Here is a 17,333-nt window from a genome sequence, read left to right on the forward strand (position 1 = left end):
AAACCCCGGCCGAAGCCGGGGTTTTGCGTTCTGAGGTAAACCAGAAAGACTTACTGCAGCAGAGACAGCACGCCCTGTGGAACCTGGTTAGCTTTTGACAGCACGGAGGTACCGGCCTGCTGAAGGATCTGCGCTTTGGACATGTTAGACACTTCCGTTGCGTAGTCAGCATCCTGAATACGTGACTGAGACGCGGTCAGGTTGGTCACAGAGGTATTCAGGTTGTTAATGGTAGATTCAAAACGGTTCTGAATCGCACCCAGGGCACTACGTGAAGTATCCACGTCTTTGATACGCGCATCGAGGTCAGAGAGGTTGCCGCCGGTCACGCTGAAGGTAGCGCCCAGGCCAGAAGCCTGGAAGCCTGCGCCTGACAGGTCGATGCTGATCACGTTAGCGTCGGTAGAATCGTTAGCGCCCACCTGGATTTTTACGCTGCCGGTGGTGTTGAAAATTGCCGTGCCGTTAAAGGTGCTTGCCGCGCCAATACGGTTGATTTCAGACAGACGTGCGTCAACTTCTTTCTGGATTGAGTCGATGTCGTCAGCGCTGTTGGTGCCGTTTTTCGCCTGAACAGTCAGTTCACGAATACGCTGTAAGTTGGTGTTGATCTCGTTCATTGACCCTTCAGCCGTCTGAGTCAGAGAGATACCGTCGTTGGCGTTACGTGCTGCCTGAGTCAGACCTTTAATCTGAGAATTCATGCGGTTAGCGATAGCTTCGCCCGCAGCATCATCTTTTGCGCTGTTGATACGCAGACCAGAAGAAAGACGTTCGATCGCGGTGCTCAGAGAAGCCTGGGATTTGTTCAGGTTGTTCTGAGTGGTCAGGGACATAATGTTGGTATTGATAACGGACATAATAGTTTCCTTCAAGATTGACTTGGGTCGATTACGGCGCCCGGATGCCCGTCACCGTCAGTGAAATATTTATCGGCGACAGTTGGCAGAACTTTAAACAGATCTGTGAAAGATCTTCTGGGGGCGTTATGACCGCTGAAAAAAACGTAACCGGCCTCATCTGCTGTCTTTCAGGCGAAGCAAAGCAGCCCCTGAAATTACTCAGGCGCTGACCCCTTACGGGATGACAGCGGCTACCGGACAGCACGCACGCGAGGGGGCAGTAGCGTTTTGGCAACATCCTGAAAACAAAATTCCCCGCCATCGGGAAACCCCTGCTCTACGCTAAAAAGACGGTATTTTTTAGTGAGCGAGTCGAATGAAACAGAATAATAAGGGTATTTCACCCTATAGCGGATCGGCAGGGGGTTGGGGCGCACTGAAAGCGGTGGCCGATGCCATTCGCGGCCAGATGGCCGTGAAGCAGGATGTGATCGCGCTGTTCAAAGTTAACCAGCCGCAGGGCTTTGACTGCCCCGGCTGTGCCTGGCCCGACCCGCGTCATGGATCCTCGTTCGAGTTCTGTGAAAACGGCGCAAAGGCCGTTTCGTGGGAAGCAACCAGCAAGCGCACCACGCCTGAATTTTTTTCCGCGCACACCGTTAGCGAGCTTTGGTCGCGCAGCGCTTACGAGCTGGAAGGCGAAGGGCGACTCACGCATCCCATGAAGTATGATGCCGCCAGCGATACTTATCAGCCCATAGAATGGGAAACCGCGTTCCGGGAAATCGGCGAAAAACTGCAAGGCTACGATCCCGACAGCGTGGAGTTTTACACCTCCGGCCGTGCTTCCAACGAAGCCGCTTTCCTCTGGCAGCTTTTCGCTCGCGAATATGGCACGAATAACTTTCCCGACTGTTCAAACATGTGTCATGAGCCGACCAGCGTCGGACTGCCGCAGTCAATTGGCGTTGGCAAAGGCACCGTTGAACTGGACGATTTTGACCATTGCGATCTGGTGATCTGTATCGGTCACAATCCGGGAACGAACCATCCTCGCATGCTCGGCACGCTGCGTGAAGTAGCTAAACGCGGCGCAAAAATCGTGGCGATCAATCCGCTGCGTGAACGTGGCCTTGAGCGTTTTACTTCGCCTCAAAGCCCGGTCGAAATGCTGTCGCTCAGCTCCACCGAATTAGCGTCAACCTATTATAAAGTGCGGGTTGGCGGCGATGCGGCGGTGTTAAAAGGGGTGATGAAATGCCTGCTCAAAATGCATGATGAGGCGCTGACAGCAGGGAAACCTGGCGTGGTGGATGAGGCCTTTATCCAGCAGCACACGGAAGGCTTCGCCGCCCTTAAAACCGATCTCGACGGAACGGACTGGCAGCATATTGAGAAAGTCTCCGGGATGACGTTCGCCGAAATCCAGAACATCGCACACCTCTATGCCTCGGCAGAAAAAACCATCATCTGTTACGGCATGGGCATCACCCAGCACCAGTACGGTACGCAGAACGTGCAGCAAATCGCTAACTTACTGCTTATGCGTGGCAACATCGGCAAGCCTGGCGCAGGCATTTGCCCGTTACGCGGCCATTCCAATGTGCAGGGCGATCGCACCGTTGGCATCACTGAAATTCCGCCGCAAAGCCTGCTCGACAGTCTGGAAAACGTCTTTGGCTTCAGGCCGCCGCAAAAGCACGGGCACGGTGCGGTCAGTGCGGTTCAGGCGATACGCGACGGGCGCTCTAAAGCGTTGCTCTGCCTGGGCGGTAATCTGGCGGAAGCCATTTCCGATCCGCAGGTAACGTTTGCGGCCATGCGCAAGCTGGATCTGGTGGTGCATATGGCCACCAAGCTCAACCGTTCACATCTGCTGCTGGGTAAGCATAACTATCTGCTGCCGGTGCTGGGCCGTACCGAAACGGATCGGCAGGCATCCGGCGAACAAAGCGTAACCGTTGAAGATTCCATGTCGATGGTGCATGCGTCACGCGGTACGCTGAAACCCGCTTCGCCATTCCTGAAATCGGAACCGGCGATAGTGGCGGGACTGGCTAAGGCGACGCTGCCCGCGACGCGGGTTGAGTGGGACAAAATGGTCGGCGATTACAGCGTTATCCGGGAGGCTATTGAGGCGGTGTTTCCGGCGTTTAAGGATTTTAATCAGCAAATTCTTCAGCCTGGCGGTTTCCGTTTATATAACGCCGCGTCGGAAAGGAAGTGGCTGACGCCATCAGGGCGCGCGCAGTTTAAGGTGATGCAGGGCATTAATGAAGATCCGCGCTCGCTAAAATGTCACGACCTGGTGCTGACTACGCTGCGTAGCCACGATCAGTACAACACCACGCTTTACGGTCTGAACGATCGCTATCGCGGCGTCACCGGCAGACGTGACGTGCTGTTTATGGCAGCCAGTGAAGCTGAAAAACGGCAGCTTCGGGTGGGAGACAAGGTCAATATGATTGCGCTGGATCCGGATGGCAAACAGACTTCACGGCGACTGAATAGCCTGACGATAGTGGTGTATGACATGGCGCCCGGCTCCGTCGCGGCTTACTACCCGGAAGCTAACGTACTGGTGCCGCTCGACAGTTTTGATACCGAAAGCGGCATTCCGGCCTATAAAAGCATTCCAGTGGCACTGGAACCCGCCGAGGTGCTCGAAACGGAAGGCGTTATACGCTAGCTGCCGTATACAGAGAGGCGTAAAGCCTCTCTGTAATATAACGGTTCGCTTATTTTGAATTAATGACCTTCCAGCTGCTACCGTTTGACATATACATCAGCTGCTGTCCTTTTTTTACCTGAGTAATAGCGCCATTGACATGCACGGATGAACTATAACCCGCACGATGATCGATAAATATTGATTTCCATTTAAGCGTGTCAGGGTGTGGAAAATAGATATCGGGTGCCCACTGACCATCCTCAGATCGAATAGCGACCAAATCCACTTTGTTCAATGCACCAGCGAGTGTCTCGGCGGTTAAATCGTTATTATTAACGATCGAGACGGTAGGGGCATTCAGGGAAGCGACAGCACCAAGATTGCTCACGGTATTAATGCAGGCATCACCATCGCATGCCGCTTTTACCACATAAGGATCGTTGCAGTTGCCATAGGTGAAGGTACTCTGTCCGGCTTTTGTATGGTCATCGCCTGTGGGATTGAGAAAGGTTGAACTTTGCGCGCCCATGACATAACAGGAAGAAAGTTGCTCATCGCCCTGAGAGTATTCTTCGACAAAACCGGAAGAGGCGTAGAGTTTGCCGAATGTTTCGGGAACTTCAATAACGCCAACCGTTGTGGTTGTGCCGTCCATCTGGTCGGTCACGACACCCGTTACCAGATTGCCATTTTTGGAAACATCTAATTTGTACTGATGACCGGTTTTCCACGGAACAATAATCTGGCATTGTACGCCTGAATTCTCGTGATTGAAGAAACTGCATGTCCCGCTCTTCCAGCCGGTTGCCTGCCAGATAGAGTAATTAAAGGCATGAACGCCATTACCCCTGTTTTGTAAACCAATATACCCTCCATCTCCCTGTTTAAAGTGAAACTCGTTTGCCCAGAAGTATCGGGCTCCGGTTCCACCATCGTTACTAATCTGCTGGAAGAAAGAGAGTTTATTAAATTCTGCGCTTTCAGGCCATGCATGCCTGAGCGAGACAATCCCTCCGGCGACAACGGCCTGGCTCAAGGGGCTTATCAAAAATAATAAGGGGACTAACAACGTTTTTTTAATTCCGTGGTGCATCGGGCTCTCCAGAAAAATTGCATGCTCGCGCGTTATTTAAATTCAGATGACGGATAAGGGACTTTGTCATTCATGGTTATTTCAACGCTTATGATAGCGGTGAGGAATAACTTTTCTTTAAACGAGGGTTTATTGTTGTCTGCAATTATTAATAGGGAGTGGTAATTATTGCGAGGTACGATAGCGCGTTGCCGTTGAGAGACGCGGCTACGTTAAGGAAAGGGAATGACCCAATAAAACGGCGGAGTGTTCTCCGCCGTGGATAAAAAGATTACCGCGTCAGCAACCGGTCCAGCAATGGCCCCAGTGCCGTCAGCGACTCGGCGGAAAGGATATCCGCGTGCTCGCAGTTCAGCGGCCAGATTTCAAGTTCACCGACAAACGGTGCCCAGGTTGCCGGCACATCCATACCCTCCGGCACGGTTTTCTGCGCCATAAACAGGGTAGCTTTGCCGTCAAAACGTGCCGTTTTGGCGACGGATAACCGGGCAACGGCATCTTTATAGTTGGCAACGATGGTGTTAAACATCGCGGCTTTCTCTGCCAGCAGCTGCGGATCGCTTTCTTCCTCCGTCGAGGCCATAAACTGCGCCTGCTCGCGAGCCACTTCCTGCTGCGCCTCCATTTCATCCGGCGTACGCCACGCCTGGCCTTCCGACGGATAGGTATCCAGCAGGCCGAGGAAGGCGACCTCTTCGCCAGCCTGTTGCAGCCTGGTCGCAATGCCCTGAGCCAGCGAGCCGCCCAGAGAATAGCCCAGCAGCCAGTACGGTCCGTGCGGCTGCAACTGACGAAGGGTCGCCAGATGACGATCGCACATGGCGTCCACGCTGTCGCAGGCGGCGATAACGCCCGAAGGACGCGGCGACTGTAAACCGACCACCGGGTAGTCGCCACCGAGATAGTGCAGCAGGCTGCTGTACTGCCAGGCGAAGCCGGAAGCCGGATGCAGGCAGAACAGCGTTGGCCCGGTGCCGCTACGCAGCGGTAACACTTCCGCGTTACCGGCATCGTCAGCGCCATCAGCGCCGTCCAGCAGGGCGGCGAGTTTCTCCACGCTGCGGGCGGTGATGATTTGGCCAATGCTGAGCGAGCGAGAGGCATTACGACGAAGTTCAGCGGCCAGCTGCATCGCCAGCAGCGAGTGGCCGCCTAAGGCAAAGAAATCATCGTCGGCAAACACCCGTTCACGGTTCAACAGGGCGCAGAAGAGCCCGGCCAGCAGCTTTTCGCTGTCGCTCTGCGGCACGCGACCCGCAGCCCGGTCCAGCTGCGGTAACGGCAGGGCTTTACGATCGAGCTTGCCGTTGGCGCTGAGCGGCAGGTGTTCAATCAGCATATAGCTCACCGGCTGCATATGCGCGGGGAGGATCGCCGCGAGCTGGGTTTTAACCGTTTCTGTATCCAGCACAACGTTAGGTTCGGCCACCAGCCACGCCAGCAGCTGACGATTGTCCGCGCCGCTATGCTGCTGCGTCAGCGCCTTCGCGGCCACGATCGCCGTGGCCACGCCCGACAGCGTTTGCAGCGCCTGTTCAATTTCACCGGGTTCAATACGCTGACCGCGAATTTTCAGCTGATCGTCGCTACGCCCTAAGTAGTCGACCGCGCCGTCTTCACGCCAGCTGGCAATATCGCCGGTGCGATACATGCGCTCGCCCTCGGCAAACGGTGAGGCGACGAAGCGTTGTGAAGTCAAATCCGCGCGATACAGATAGCCTTCTGCCAGCTGCACGCCGCCGAGATAGAGATCGCCCGGCACGCCCACCGGCACCGGACGCAGCAGGCTGTCCAGTATATGCAGCTGCGTGTTCCAGACCGGACGACCAATCGGCACGCCTGGTCCCGCGCAGCTCTCCAGCGCTTCGCCGCTGGCGGGTTGGTAAGTGACGTCCACGGCCGCTTCGGTCGGCCCATAAAGATTGTGTAACGGTGCCGGGCACAACGCCTGCCAGCTGTAAGCCAGCTCGCAAGAGAGCGCTTCGCCGCTACAAAATACCCGCTTCAGGCTACTGAGCGTGCCATGTTGCCGTTGCAGATGACCCACAAAGGCCGACAGCATGGAAGGCACGAAGTGCAGCGTGGAAACCTGATAATCCGCGATCAGCTGTGCCAGTATCTCAGGATCGCGATGCGCGTCCGGCGGGGCCATCATCAGCTGTGCGCCCGTTATTAACGGCCAGAAGAATTCCCAAACCGAGACGTCAAAGCTGCACGGTGTTTTTTGCAGGATCACATCGTCGGCCTGTAGCGGATATTCATGCTGCATCCAGCGCAGGCGATTGACGATCGCCTGTTGCCCGACCACCACGCCTTTCGGTTTGCCGGTTGAACCGGAGGTATAAAGCACATAAGCGGGGCGGTTTACGTTCGCAGAAGGCAACGCGTGCTGCGGGCGCGATACGGTGTCAAACCGGTCAAAGGTCAGCAACATGCCCAGCGATGAGAAACGTGATGCCAGCGACGATTCGGTAATAATTACCACCGGGCGAGCATCATCCACCATCAGCGCAAGACGCTCATCGGGATAACCGGTATCCAGCGGCAGCCATGCGCCACCCGCCAGCAGAACGGCGGTCAGCGCCACGCTGAGGCGGGCGGAGCGAGGCAGCGCAACGGCCACAATATCGCCCGGGATCACACCGGCTTCGATCAGCCGATCGGCCAGCAGTTCGGCCTGACGCAGCATCTGACGATAGCTGAGCTGGCACTCCACGTCCCGCAATGCCAGCGCGTCCGGCGTCAGCGCCGCCTGGGTGCGAATCGCCTGTTGCAGCGTTTCAGCAGGCAACGCGAGCTGAGTACGGTTGACGTCGGCTATCAGGGCCTGTTCAGCCGCCGTCTGCAGCTGCCATTGCGCCAGCGGTAAATCCGGCTGGCGAACCAGCTGCTCAAGCAGCAGCAGCAGGCGTTCTGCAAAGCGCCGCGGCTGAGTGACAGTGTCACGATACTCCATGATCAACGTCAGGCCATCGTGCGGCAGAACCAGCAGCGTGAGCGGATAATGCGTGTAGCCACGGTTATGAATCGCTTCACAGCGAATGCCCGCCTCGCTTGTAAGCAGCGTCTGGTTATCAGGATAGTTTTCTACTACCAACAGCGTGTCGAATAGCGTCCCGCAACCGGCCAGCTGCTGAATGTCGGCTAATCCCAGGCAATCCTGCTCAATCAGCTGAATTTGCTGTTTCTGGTGATCGAAGAGCTGGTCAGGCAAGCTGCGTTCGGGCTGATAACGTATCCGCACCGGCAGCGTGTTGCTGAACAGGCCGACATGCTGATCCAGACCGTCAATTTGTCCAAAGCGACCCGATACCGGCGAGCCGAATACCACATCGTTCTGACCGCTGGTGATGGCCAGCTGTAAGCCCCAAATGCCCTGCATCAGCGTATTCAGCGTCAGTCCCCGGCTGCGGCACAGCGCCAGCAAACCGCGTTCCAGTCCCGGCTCAAGCTTGAGACGGATTTCATGCACCTTACTGGCTGCCGCTTCCTCAAACAGCAGCGTCGGGCGCACATCCTGCAAACTCGCCTGCCACAGGGTGCGGGCCTGAGCAACCTCTCTGGCGCTCAGCTGCCGGACAATATCGGCATAGCTGTAGCTGTGCGCTTTCAGTGCCTGTTCGCCACGCCACAGCACGGTGAGCAGATCGCTGACGATCACCGGCGTTGACCAGCCGTCAACCACCAGATGATGCGCATTCAGCAACAGCGTTGCCCGTTGACCATGGCGGATCAGCAGGGCGTGCAGCATCACCGGCTGGCGGAACAGATCGCGTTGCAGCGCCTGTTTTTCCCATTCGGTTATGGCGGCAGCTTCTTCTGCTGCCGACATCTCAGGCAGCGTGATCTCCTCCAGCGGCCAGTGACTTTCATTATGCAACAGCGGCAGCAGCTGCATGGGCGGCAGGCAGAGGTCGCTGTCAAAGCGGGCGGCAAGCTGGGGATGATGGCGAACAACCGCATTTAGCGCAGCCTGAACGCTCGCCGTGGGTAACACACCGCTCAGCGTCAGGCTGGTGAGCGTGTTGTAACTGCCTTGCTGCGTCGTGGTTTGCGCATGGAACAGCAGTCCCTGCTGCAAGGGCAACAGCGGCAGCAGCGTGGTGAGCAAGCCATAACGTTTGGTGAGCTGTTGCAGCAGCGCGTCGTCTACCTGTTCAGGAATTTCAGCGGCAACCAGCGTATTTTGAGCCTGTTGCGGATGCTGGCGGGCGAAATGAATTAACGCATCAGCCGCCTCGCTCAGTGACTGATGTAGCGCGTCAATATCGGCTTCGCTGAAGATCTCTGCGGCCCAGCCCCAGTTCAACGCCAGGCGTTGTGCCTGCTCGTCGACAAAAATATTCAGCTCCAGCGCATGCAGCAGCGGCATGGTCTCTTCCTGCATGACGGCGAACGTATCACGGAACTGATTAGCCGTGCGCAACGGTGACCACTCATCGTCACTATGGCTGAAACGGCCAAGGTAATTAAACAGCACTTCCGGCGCATGTTGGCGGGCCATCTTCGCCAGCTGGCTACCCCGGTTCGCATCCAGCCAGCGCAGCTGCCCGTAACCCACGCCACGATCGGGAACCGCACGCAGGACTTGTTTAATGGCCCGCACGCTGTCCGAACCGGGTGGGTTATCAGGGAGCGTGACCGCGACGGGATAAACGGTAGTCAGCCAGCCAAGCGTTCGCGACAGATCGAGCCACTCTTCCAGCTCGGCACGTCCGTGAGATTCCAGCGTAAAGCGGAACTGACTGGCGTTAAAACGCTGGCGTAACGCCAGAGAAAGCAGGGTGAGCAGCAGTTCTTCCGTCGTGGCGCGATACTGCTGCGGCAGCGATCCCAGCAGCGCCTGCGTTTGCGCCACGTTCAGCAGCGTGCGTTTTTGCCTGGCCTGGCGGCGGTTATCCTGTGCGGTTAAGGCTCGCAGGCCTAAACGCGGCACTTCATTTTGCAGCATTTGCTGCCAGAAGCCGAGTTCCGGAATGCGCTGGTCGAGCGTCGCCAGCAGATAAGCAGACCAGTCATGCAGCGAGGTTTCTTCACGTGACGGTGTCACATTATTCATGGCCGCGTCGCGCAACGCCTCCAGCAGCACACGCCAGGAAACCCCGTCTACCACGAGATGATGCACCGTCAGTACCAGCGCAACGCTTTGCTGATGCTGTTGCAATAATGCAGCCTGCATCATGATGCCCGCAGCCGGATCGATCCGCTGCGCATCGGTCAGAAAAGCTTGCTCCGCCGCGCTGTCGCGACTGGCATCGCCAATATCGGTGCTGTAACACCCGTTCACCGCTGTTGCCGTCTCGCCGACAATCAGTTGGCCTGCGCGCGTAAAGCTTCTTAACACCGGATGCGCCTCAGCCAGCAGATGCAGGGCGTTTTCCAGCTGTGCCTGAGTCAGTTGTGGCGGCACCGCCAGATAAACGCTGTGCACAAAGCGGGCATTGATGCCGGCCCACTCGTTAAACCAGTGCAGGATCGGTAGACCGCCGACAGCGCCTTGCTGCGCCACGCGAGGCGCGGCAACGTGCTGCGTTAGCGGCTGCATAATGTTGGCAATGCGGCCAATGCTGCGTTCGGCAAAGATATCGCGGGGGCGCAGCTGATAGCCGGCACGGCGGGCGGCGGTGCTCAGGCCCATGGCGGAAATACTGTCGCCGCCCAGCGCAAAGAAGTCGTCTTCCATAAAAACGTCATTGCAGCCTGACAGCTCGCAGAATGCGCCAGCCAGCAGCAATTCTTTCTCGCTTTGCGCCACGCGACCTGCGCGCGGGGTCAACTGCGGCAGCGGCAACGCTTTACGATCCAGCTTGCCGTTGGCGCTGAGCGGCAGCTTATCGATCAGCAGATAGCTGACCGGCTGCATATGCGCCGGGAGCACCTCGTTCAGCTGGGCTTTAACCGTCCCGGTGTCCAGCGGGAAGCCCGGTTCGGCAATCAGCCAGGCCAGCAGCTGGCGGTTATCGGCCGCGCCGGTTTTCTGCGTCAGCGCCTTTGCGGCAACCACCGCCACGGCTACGCCAGGCAGTGCCTGTAGCGCCTGCTCAATTTCACCCGGTTCAATGCGCTGACCGCGAATTTTTAGCTGATCGTCGCTACGGCCGAGATAGTCGACGCCGCCATCTTCATTCCAGCAGGCGATATCGCCGGTGCGGTACATGCGCTCGCCCTGACCAAACGGCGAAGCGACAAAGCGCTGTGCGGTCAGATCGGCCCGATGCAGATAGCCTTCCGCCAGCTGCACGCCGCCAAGATAGAGATCGCCCGCCACGCCAACCGGCACCGGACGTAAGCGGTGATCAAGAATATAGAGCTGGGTGTTCCAGACCGGGCGGCCAATCGGCACGCCTGAACTCTCGCACTGGGCCAGCGCTTCGCCGCTGGCTGGCTGGAAGGTGACGTCTACGGCCGCCTCGGTCGGGCCATAAAGGTTATGCAGCGGAGCCGCACAGAGCGCCTGCCAGCTGCGCGCCAGTTCACAGGAGAGCGCTTCGCCGCTACAGAAAACGCGCTTAAGGGTGGGACACGCATTCGGTTGCTGAAGATGGCCGACAAACGCTGCCAGCATCGACGGCACAAAGTGCAGCGTGGTGATGCGATACTCGTCAATCAGCTGCCAGAGGAGGTCCGGGTCGCGGTGTGCATCCGGCGGCGCCATCATCAGCTGTGCGCCGGTCATCAACGGCCAAAAAAATTCCCAAACCGAGACGTCAAAACTGCACGGTGTTTTTTGCAGAATAACGTCGCTGGCATCGAGCGGATAGGCATCCTGCATCCAGCGCAGGCGGTTAACGATAGCCTGCTGACCGACCACCACGCCTTTGGGTTTGCCGGTTGAACCCGAGGTATAAAGTACGTAAGCCGGACGATCCACGTTGACGGGCGGCAGCGCGTGGCGCAGCGCCGTGTGTTCATCAGCCAGCCGATCAAAGGCCAGCAGCGTTCCCAGTGGCGTAAAGCGCGTCGCCAGCGCCGATTCAGTGATCACAACCACCGGGCGGGCATCCTCCACCATCAGCGCCAGACGCTCGTCGGGATAGCCGGTATCCAGCGGCAGCCAGGCAGCGCCGGCCAGCAAAATGGCGGTCAGCGTAATGCTTAAACGGACCGAGCGAGGGAGGGCTACGGCAACGATATCGCCCGGGATCACGCCGGCTTCAATCAGCCGATCGGCCAGCAGTTCCGCCTGGCGCAGCATCTGGCGATAGCTCAGCTGGCAGTCGACATCCAGCAGCGCCAGCGCATCCGGCGTCAGGGCCGTTTGCGCGATAATGGCCTGTTGCAACGTCTCTTGCGGCAGCGTGACAGCGGTGTGGTTGGCCTGTTCGATCAGCTGCGCTTCCGCTGGCGTCAGCAGTGACAGCTCACCGCACGTTAGCTGCGGCTGTTGGGCCAGCTGGGTAAACAGCCAGCTGATGCGTTCACCATGGCGTTGCAAACTGCGGGCATCAAATCGCGCCGGATTGGCAACCAGGGTAATTTGCAGCTGGTTATGACGAAAGCCGACTTCGAATTCCAGATCGTCAACCGGCCCCATCGCCAGCGTATGCGTACGGGCCTCAATACCTGCCAGTTCCAGCGGCTGATGATAAACTTTCACGTTAATCACCGGGCCGTACAGCTTGCTGCCGCTGCCGACCAGCCCCAGATCGCGACGCAGATCTTCCGCCTCATAGCGCTGAAAACGGCGTGCCTGCTTCACTTCCCGCTGGAGTTGTTGTACCAGCTCCGGCAGCGTAGTAGCCTCGCTAACATCGAAGATGAGTGGCAGCACATTGACCACCGGCCCGATGGCGCTGAGCGCGGCAGAACCCATACGGCGCATAAACGGGAAGCCCACCGACAGACGATGTCGGCCACTGATACGGGCTAAAAAGAGAATCAGCAGGGCGCTGGCAATATCGCCTTCAGTCACGTCTTTCAGCCCGGCATGCTGTTGCAGAGGAGCCAAAGCGTCACCGGAAAGATTGACCTGCTGTTTAATGGGCGCGGCGCTCGCGGCGGCACCCGCTTCACGCCGTGCGAGCGTCACTGCTTCCGGCAGTTCAGCCGTGTAGTGCTGCCAGTGGGCGGCTGCCCGCTGCTGCTGCGCGGAACCCTGCCACTGCTGATATTCCGTCACCACTTCGGCGAAAGAGGTAAACGGTGAAGCTGTTGGCTCCGCCTTGCGTTGCAAAAAAGTGTAAAGCGCCGCGATACGGCTGGTCAGCGCTTCAAAACTAAAACCATCCACCATCAGATGGTGGTAGCGTTGATACCAGAACCAGCAATCATCGCTGATACGCATCAGCACGTGGCGATAAAGCGGACGATCGCCATCGGCAGGCAGTTCGGCCGCCAGATCTTCCTGCATCAGGCTCAGCGCCGCCTGTTTTGGGTTGGCACGCTGGCTCAGATCATACCACTCTGCTGCGATGACGCTGGCCGTTTCCGGGATCCACTGCATCGGCGTGCCGTCTTCCGCCAGACCAAAACGGGCATGGAGGGTATCCGCTTCTGCCAGAGCCATACGAATCGCCCGATCCATCGAGGCGCGATTCAGATCGCCATGCAGTTCACTGTAGTGGGCGACGGCAAAGATGTTGCGGTGCCCGGCGATCTGGTCAGCCATCCAGATACCCGGCTGTGCGGCCACCAGAGGCAGGGCGAGAGAGGTTTGCGTCTCAGGCAAGATTAAATCGGTCAAGGTAACATTCCTGTCTTTAAGTTTAAAATCAACGAACGGCAGAGGGCATTTCTGATGCTGCTGGCCGCATCTCCTGCCAGTGATTTTCGATGTAACGCGTGGCTTCCGTGCGCTCAAGCGGCCCGGCTATGCTTTTCCAGCCGGGCGGAACGGCAGCAAAAGCAGGCCAGAGACTGTATTGCTCGCGTGCGTTAATCAGCACGAGGAAGGTCAGCGTTTCATCATCAAAAGGATTTTGTTGTTCAGTCATGATCGATACCTGTAGAAGTAAGAAGTGCATCAGAAACCACAGAAGGGGGCAGAAAATCCGCCAGCAGCCAGCGGCAGCCTTCAATCAGGCCATCACGCCAGCAGCGGGCGTCGTGGCCGCCGGAATAGACCCGAAACTGCAAATGGTGTCCGGCAGCACGCAGCTCAGGCGCAATCTGCTGGTTAACAAATTCGATATTGCGTTCGCGGTTGCCCACTTCCTGAAAAATATGCAGCTGCCCGGCCGGTAAATTTCCGGCCTGAAGCTGCTGAAACAACAGCCCAGGCGGGTGCTGTTCTCGCCGGTCAAAAGCATGAATAAATTGCAGGTTGGGCCACCAGAAAGAGCCGGACTGGCTGAGGATGCGGCCAAAGCGAGCGGGGCGGTGCAGACCGGCATACAGCGCGGCCAGCCCGCCATAGCTTTGTCCGGCCACTAAAGTGCGATCGCCATCCTCACTGAAAGCCTGGTGCTGGCGGATTAACGGCATCAGCTCCTGCTCAATGGCCTGCCAGAACTGCGAATTGCAGGGAAGTTCCGCCTCGCGGTGCTGGCCGTTAATCGCATCAATAAATAACCAGCAGGCGGCAGGCAGATGACCCGCTTCGGTTTCCGCAGCCAGCGCGGAAAAAATCGGCTGGCCTTCCACCCAGTTTTGTCCGTCGAGCAAAATGGCCAGCGGGCGCTGGTCAGGCCGGGAGGTATGTCCGCTGGTCCATAACCAGACACGACGCTGATTATTGAGTATTTCGCTCTGCCAGGTCAGTTGCAGCAGCGCATCTGGCGGCGTCGCTTCACCGCGATCCCACCCTTGCCATGCGGCGATCCACGGCGCTTTCGGCATGCGGGCGGCGCTTAACGGATGACGACGGCTGTTAAGAAAGGGCTGCTGATGATTAAGCGGATCGGCAACAGCCAGCGGCATCAGCGAAATCCACCAGGCTCTTTGCTGCAAACGCGCGGTCTCTGCATCGCTGCTGAAAACTGGCGGCAGATGCTCCGCCGTAATGGGGATCAGGCTGTAGCTGCCGCGCCACCGGTCATCGATTACCGTTGACCAGTGCCAAACATTACTGTTGCTTATGCGCTTTAGGCTGGTGGGCGTAGGGCTGTGATGATTTGTTACGCCGTTCACGTGCACATAGACGCGTTCAATAACGGAATTTTGTTCATCGCCCTGCGGATCGCGCCAGAAGAAATGCATGTCAACGCGTCCTTCATCCACATATTCAACCAGCGGCGTGCCTGTTTCATGCAACCGTCGCCACCAGGTGTCTTCACCTAAATCGTTTTCTGACAACAGTTTAGATGCAGTTCCTGCGGGAAAATCTTGCCGTAACGTCATATCCCTTGCCCTCTGAAACATCTGGCGACATTTTCAAACATTATTGCCAGACTCTTTACACTATCAAACGCAATGCAAATGCTATTGATAACGATTTACATTTGCAATATGATTTTGACGTAAATTTTACTTACTGATTTCCGTACAGTTTCTGGGGAAACCGCAACCCCCGGTGGGCGTTAACACGCCTGTGCTGTGCAGGCGTCCGCGGATTTTTAATGACAAGGTAGTTTGAAGAGATGGCATTCATGGCTGGTAAATTAGAAAATTCAGTGACCTCTGCAATGACGATCCCTTTTAAAAAATCCAGATTACATCTGGCGTTAACACCGCTTTTTCTGCTGACGACGTTTTCGGGTACGGCCTTTGCCGAAGAGACCATGACCGTCAGTGCGGATACCCGCGAAAGCGTCACTGCCCCCATGCCGGGACTGGTGGCGAAAGAGAGTGCTTCCGGGACGAAAACCGCCACGCCGCTGCGCAAAACACCGCAGTCCATTTCGGTGGTGACGCGTCAGCAGATGGACGATCAGGCTGCGGCTTCCGTTGCCGATGCGCTGAACTACTCCAGCGGCATCGTCACCAACTATCGCGGTAACTCTAATCGTAACGACGAGATCATCAGCCGCGGTTTTCGCTATGCGCCCAAGGTGCTGGACGGCCTGACTTATGGCCTGTCGGCCCGCAGCGGCGGGGGGGCCGGGCAAATTGACCCGTGGCTGCTGGAGCGCATTGAGATGATCCACGGTCCGGCCTCCGTACTGTACGGGCAGGTCAGCCCCGGCGGACTGGTCAGCATGACCAGCAAGCGGCCCACCGCGCAGAGTATCCATAAAATTCAGCTCAGTACCGGCAACAAACACTACGGCGAAGCGGCGTTCGATTTTGGCGGTAAGCTGAACGATGACAACACGCTGTTTTATCGTCTGAACGGCGTTGGCAGCACCAGACATGAGTTTGTAAGAGGCGAAAAGCAGCAACGCGTGGCGATTGCGCCGGCCATCACCTGGCTACCGAACGCCGACACCAGCTTTACCTTACTGACCAGTTACCAGAACGAACCCAAAGCGGGCTACCGTAACTTTCTGCCAGCCAGCGGCACGCTGCTGAGTACCAGCGCCGGCTATTTGCCGTACGATTTTAACGTCAGCGAACCGAGCTTTAACCAGTCGAAACGTGAGCAGACGTCCGTTGGCTATAGTGTCGAACACACCTTTAACGAGGTGTTCAGCTTCCAGCAGAACCTGCGCTACAGCAATATCGATGAGTCGTACAAATACGTTGTCTTTACCACGGCGAATACCCGTAACAACGACCACACTATCAATCGTCGCCCGCAGCATGACAAAGTGGAAACCGAAGAGTTGGGCCTGGATAACCAGCTGAAGGCGTTATTCAGCACCGGGCAGGTCGAACATACCCTGGTGGGCGGTCTGGATTACAAGTGGAGCGATATCGACAGCAGGCTGTGGCGGGACAATAACACCAGCCGCTATACCCTCGACTGGACAAATCCGACGCGCGTCAGCGTGAACGAAAGCGCCTTCACGCTTACTACCAGCACCCGCACTAAACTGGATCAGGTTGGCGTCTATCTTCAGGATCAGCTGGAATGGAACAACTGGAACCTGCTGCTTTCGGGGCGTAACGACTGGACCGAAGTGCGCACGCAGGATGCCGTAGCGGATACCGATACCCAGCAGAATGACAACAAGATGACAGGGCGCGCTGGACTGCTGTATGCCTTTGATAACGGCCTGTCGCCTTATGTCAGTTACAGCACCTCGTTTGAACCGAACCTGAACACCGGCGCGCCGGGTGCCGATCCGTTTAAACCGACGACCGGCGAGCAATATGAAGCCGGGATCAAATTCCAGCCGGTGGGTTCGGACACGGTGATGACGCTCTCGGCGTTTCATATTAATCAGAAGAACATCAGCTCTTATAACAGCGTTACCGGCTATAACGAGCAGATTGGTAAAGTGCGCTCGAAAGGGGTGGAAACCGAGATCCATTCACAGATCACGCCAGAAATTGCGGTGATTGCGGCTTATACCTATACCGATTCGGTCACTAAAGCCAGCAACATTGCGGGCCAGACCGGCAACACGCCGCCAAATATTCCCCGCCATGCGGCGTCGGGCTGGGGAAGCTACAGTTTCCTGAACGGCGCATTGCAGGGACTGACGTTGGGCAGCGGCGTGCGCTATACCGGCACGGCAGCGGGCGACTACGTTGGCCAGCTTCGCGTACCGCATTACACGCTGTATGACGTCATGGCGAAATACGAGCTGGATCAGGCCATTCCCGCTTTGCGCGGCACAACCGTTCAGCTGAACGTTAACAACCTCGAAGATAAGCATTATGTCGCTTCGTGTAGTAATACCTCTGCCTGCTTCTATGGCAGCGGCAGAACGATTGTGGGTTCGGTGAGTTATAGCTGGTAGGA

At 57.2% G+C, this 17,333-nt stretch carries 7 protein-coding genes; 2 read left to right on the forward strand and 5 right to left on the reverse strand.

Features of this window, described 5'->3' with window-relative positions:
• Window positions 1–50: 50 nt before the first annotated feature.
• Entirely contained in the window at window positions 51–860 is an 810-nt protein-coding gene (locus tag EHV07_RS11010) for a flagellin (RefSeq protein WP_147196827.1), read from the reverse strand.
• Window positions 861–1,218: 358 nt separating this feature from the next.
• Here EHV07_RS11010 and EHV07_RS11015 point away from each other — a divergent pair, with 358 nt between their 5' ends.
• Window positions 1,219–3,531: an FdhF/YdeP family oxidoreductase gene (locus tag EHV07_RS11015; protein ID WP_147197840.1), complete on the forward strand. Its 2,313-nt coding sequence runs from the start codon at window positions 1,219–1,221 to the stop codon at window positions 3,529–3,531.
• 49 nt (window positions 3,532–3,580) lie between these two features.
• On the opposite strand, the gene EHV07_RS11020 is transcribed toward EHV07_RS11015, so the two are convergent.
• The 4 genes from EHV07_RS11020 to fes form a co-directional block, all read right to left on the reverse strand.
• A complete protein-coding gene (locus tag EHV07_RS11020; RefSeq protein ID WP_147197843.1) occupies window positions 3,581–4,606 on the reverse strand; it encodes a DUF3472 domain-containing protein in 1,026 nt (341 codons plus the stop codon).
• A 271-nt stretch (window positions 4,607–4,877) separates the two neighbouring features.
• Window positions 4,878–13,214: a non-ribosomal peptide synthetase gene (locus tag EHV07_RS11025; RefSeq protein WP_147200598.1), complete on the reverse strand. Its 8,337-nt coding sequence runs from the start codon at window positions 13,212–13,214 to the stop codon at window positions 4,878–4,880.
• A 103-nt stretch (window positions 13,215–13,317) separates the two neighbouring features.
• Window positions 13,318–13,539: an MbtH family protein gene (locus EHV07_RS11030; RefSeq protein WP_147197845.1), complete on the reverse strand. Its 222-nt coding sequence runs from the start codon at window positions 13,537–13,539 to the stop codon at window positions 13,318–13,320.
• A complete protein-coding gene (gene fes / locus EHV07_RS11035) occupies window positions 13,532–14,884 on the reverse strand; it encodes an enterochelin esterase (protein WP_147197847.1) in 1,353 nt (450 codons plus the stop codon). Before fes ends, EHV07_RS11030 begins: the two co-directional genes overlap by 8 nt.
• A gap of 248 nt (window positions 14,885–15,132) precedes the next feature.
• On the opposite strand from fes, the gene EHV07_RS11040 reads away from it, so the two are divergent.
• Window positions 15,133–17,331, forward strand: a complete 2,199-nt coding sequence (locus EHV07_RS11040; RefSeq protein WP_147197849.1) for a TonB-dependent siderophore receptor — start codon at window positions 15,133–15,135, stop codon at window positions 17,329–17,331.
• Window positions 17,332–17,333 lie beyond the last annotated feature (2 nt).

The organism is Pantoea sp. CCBC3-3-1 (assembly GCF_007981265.1).
GTDB lineage: Bacteria > Pseudomonadota > Gammaproteobacteria > Enterobacterales > Enterobacteriaceae > Erwinia.

Coding starts and splice junctions, on each gene's coding strand:
- EHV07_RS11025 (WP_147200598.1), bottom strand. CDS start 13,214: ATGGCTGACCAGATCGCCGGGCACCGCAACATCTTTGCCGTCGCCCAC.
- EHV07_RS11040 (WP_147197849.1), top strand. CDS start 15,133: ATGGCTGGTAAATTAGAAAATTCAGTGACCTCTGCAATGACGATCCCT.
- EHV07_RS11015 (WP_147197840.1), top strand. CDS start 1,219: ATGAAACAGAATAATAAGGGTATTTCACCCTATAGCGGATCGGCAGGG.
- EHV07_RS11020 (WP_147197843.1), bottom strand. CDS start 4,606: ATGCACCACGGAATTAAAAAAACGTTGTTAGTCCCCTTATTATTTTTG.
- fes (WP_147197847.1), bottom strand. CDS start 14,884: ATGACGTTACGGCAAGATTTTCCCGCAGGAACTGCATCTAAACTGTTG.
- EHV07_RS11030 (WP_147197845.1), bottom strand. CDS start 13,539: ATGACTGAACAACAAAATCCTTTTGATGATGAAACGCTGACCTTCCTC.
- EHV07_RS11010 (WP_147196827.1), bottom strand. CDS start 860: ATGTCCGTTATCAATACCAACATTATGTCCCTGACCACTCAGAACAAC.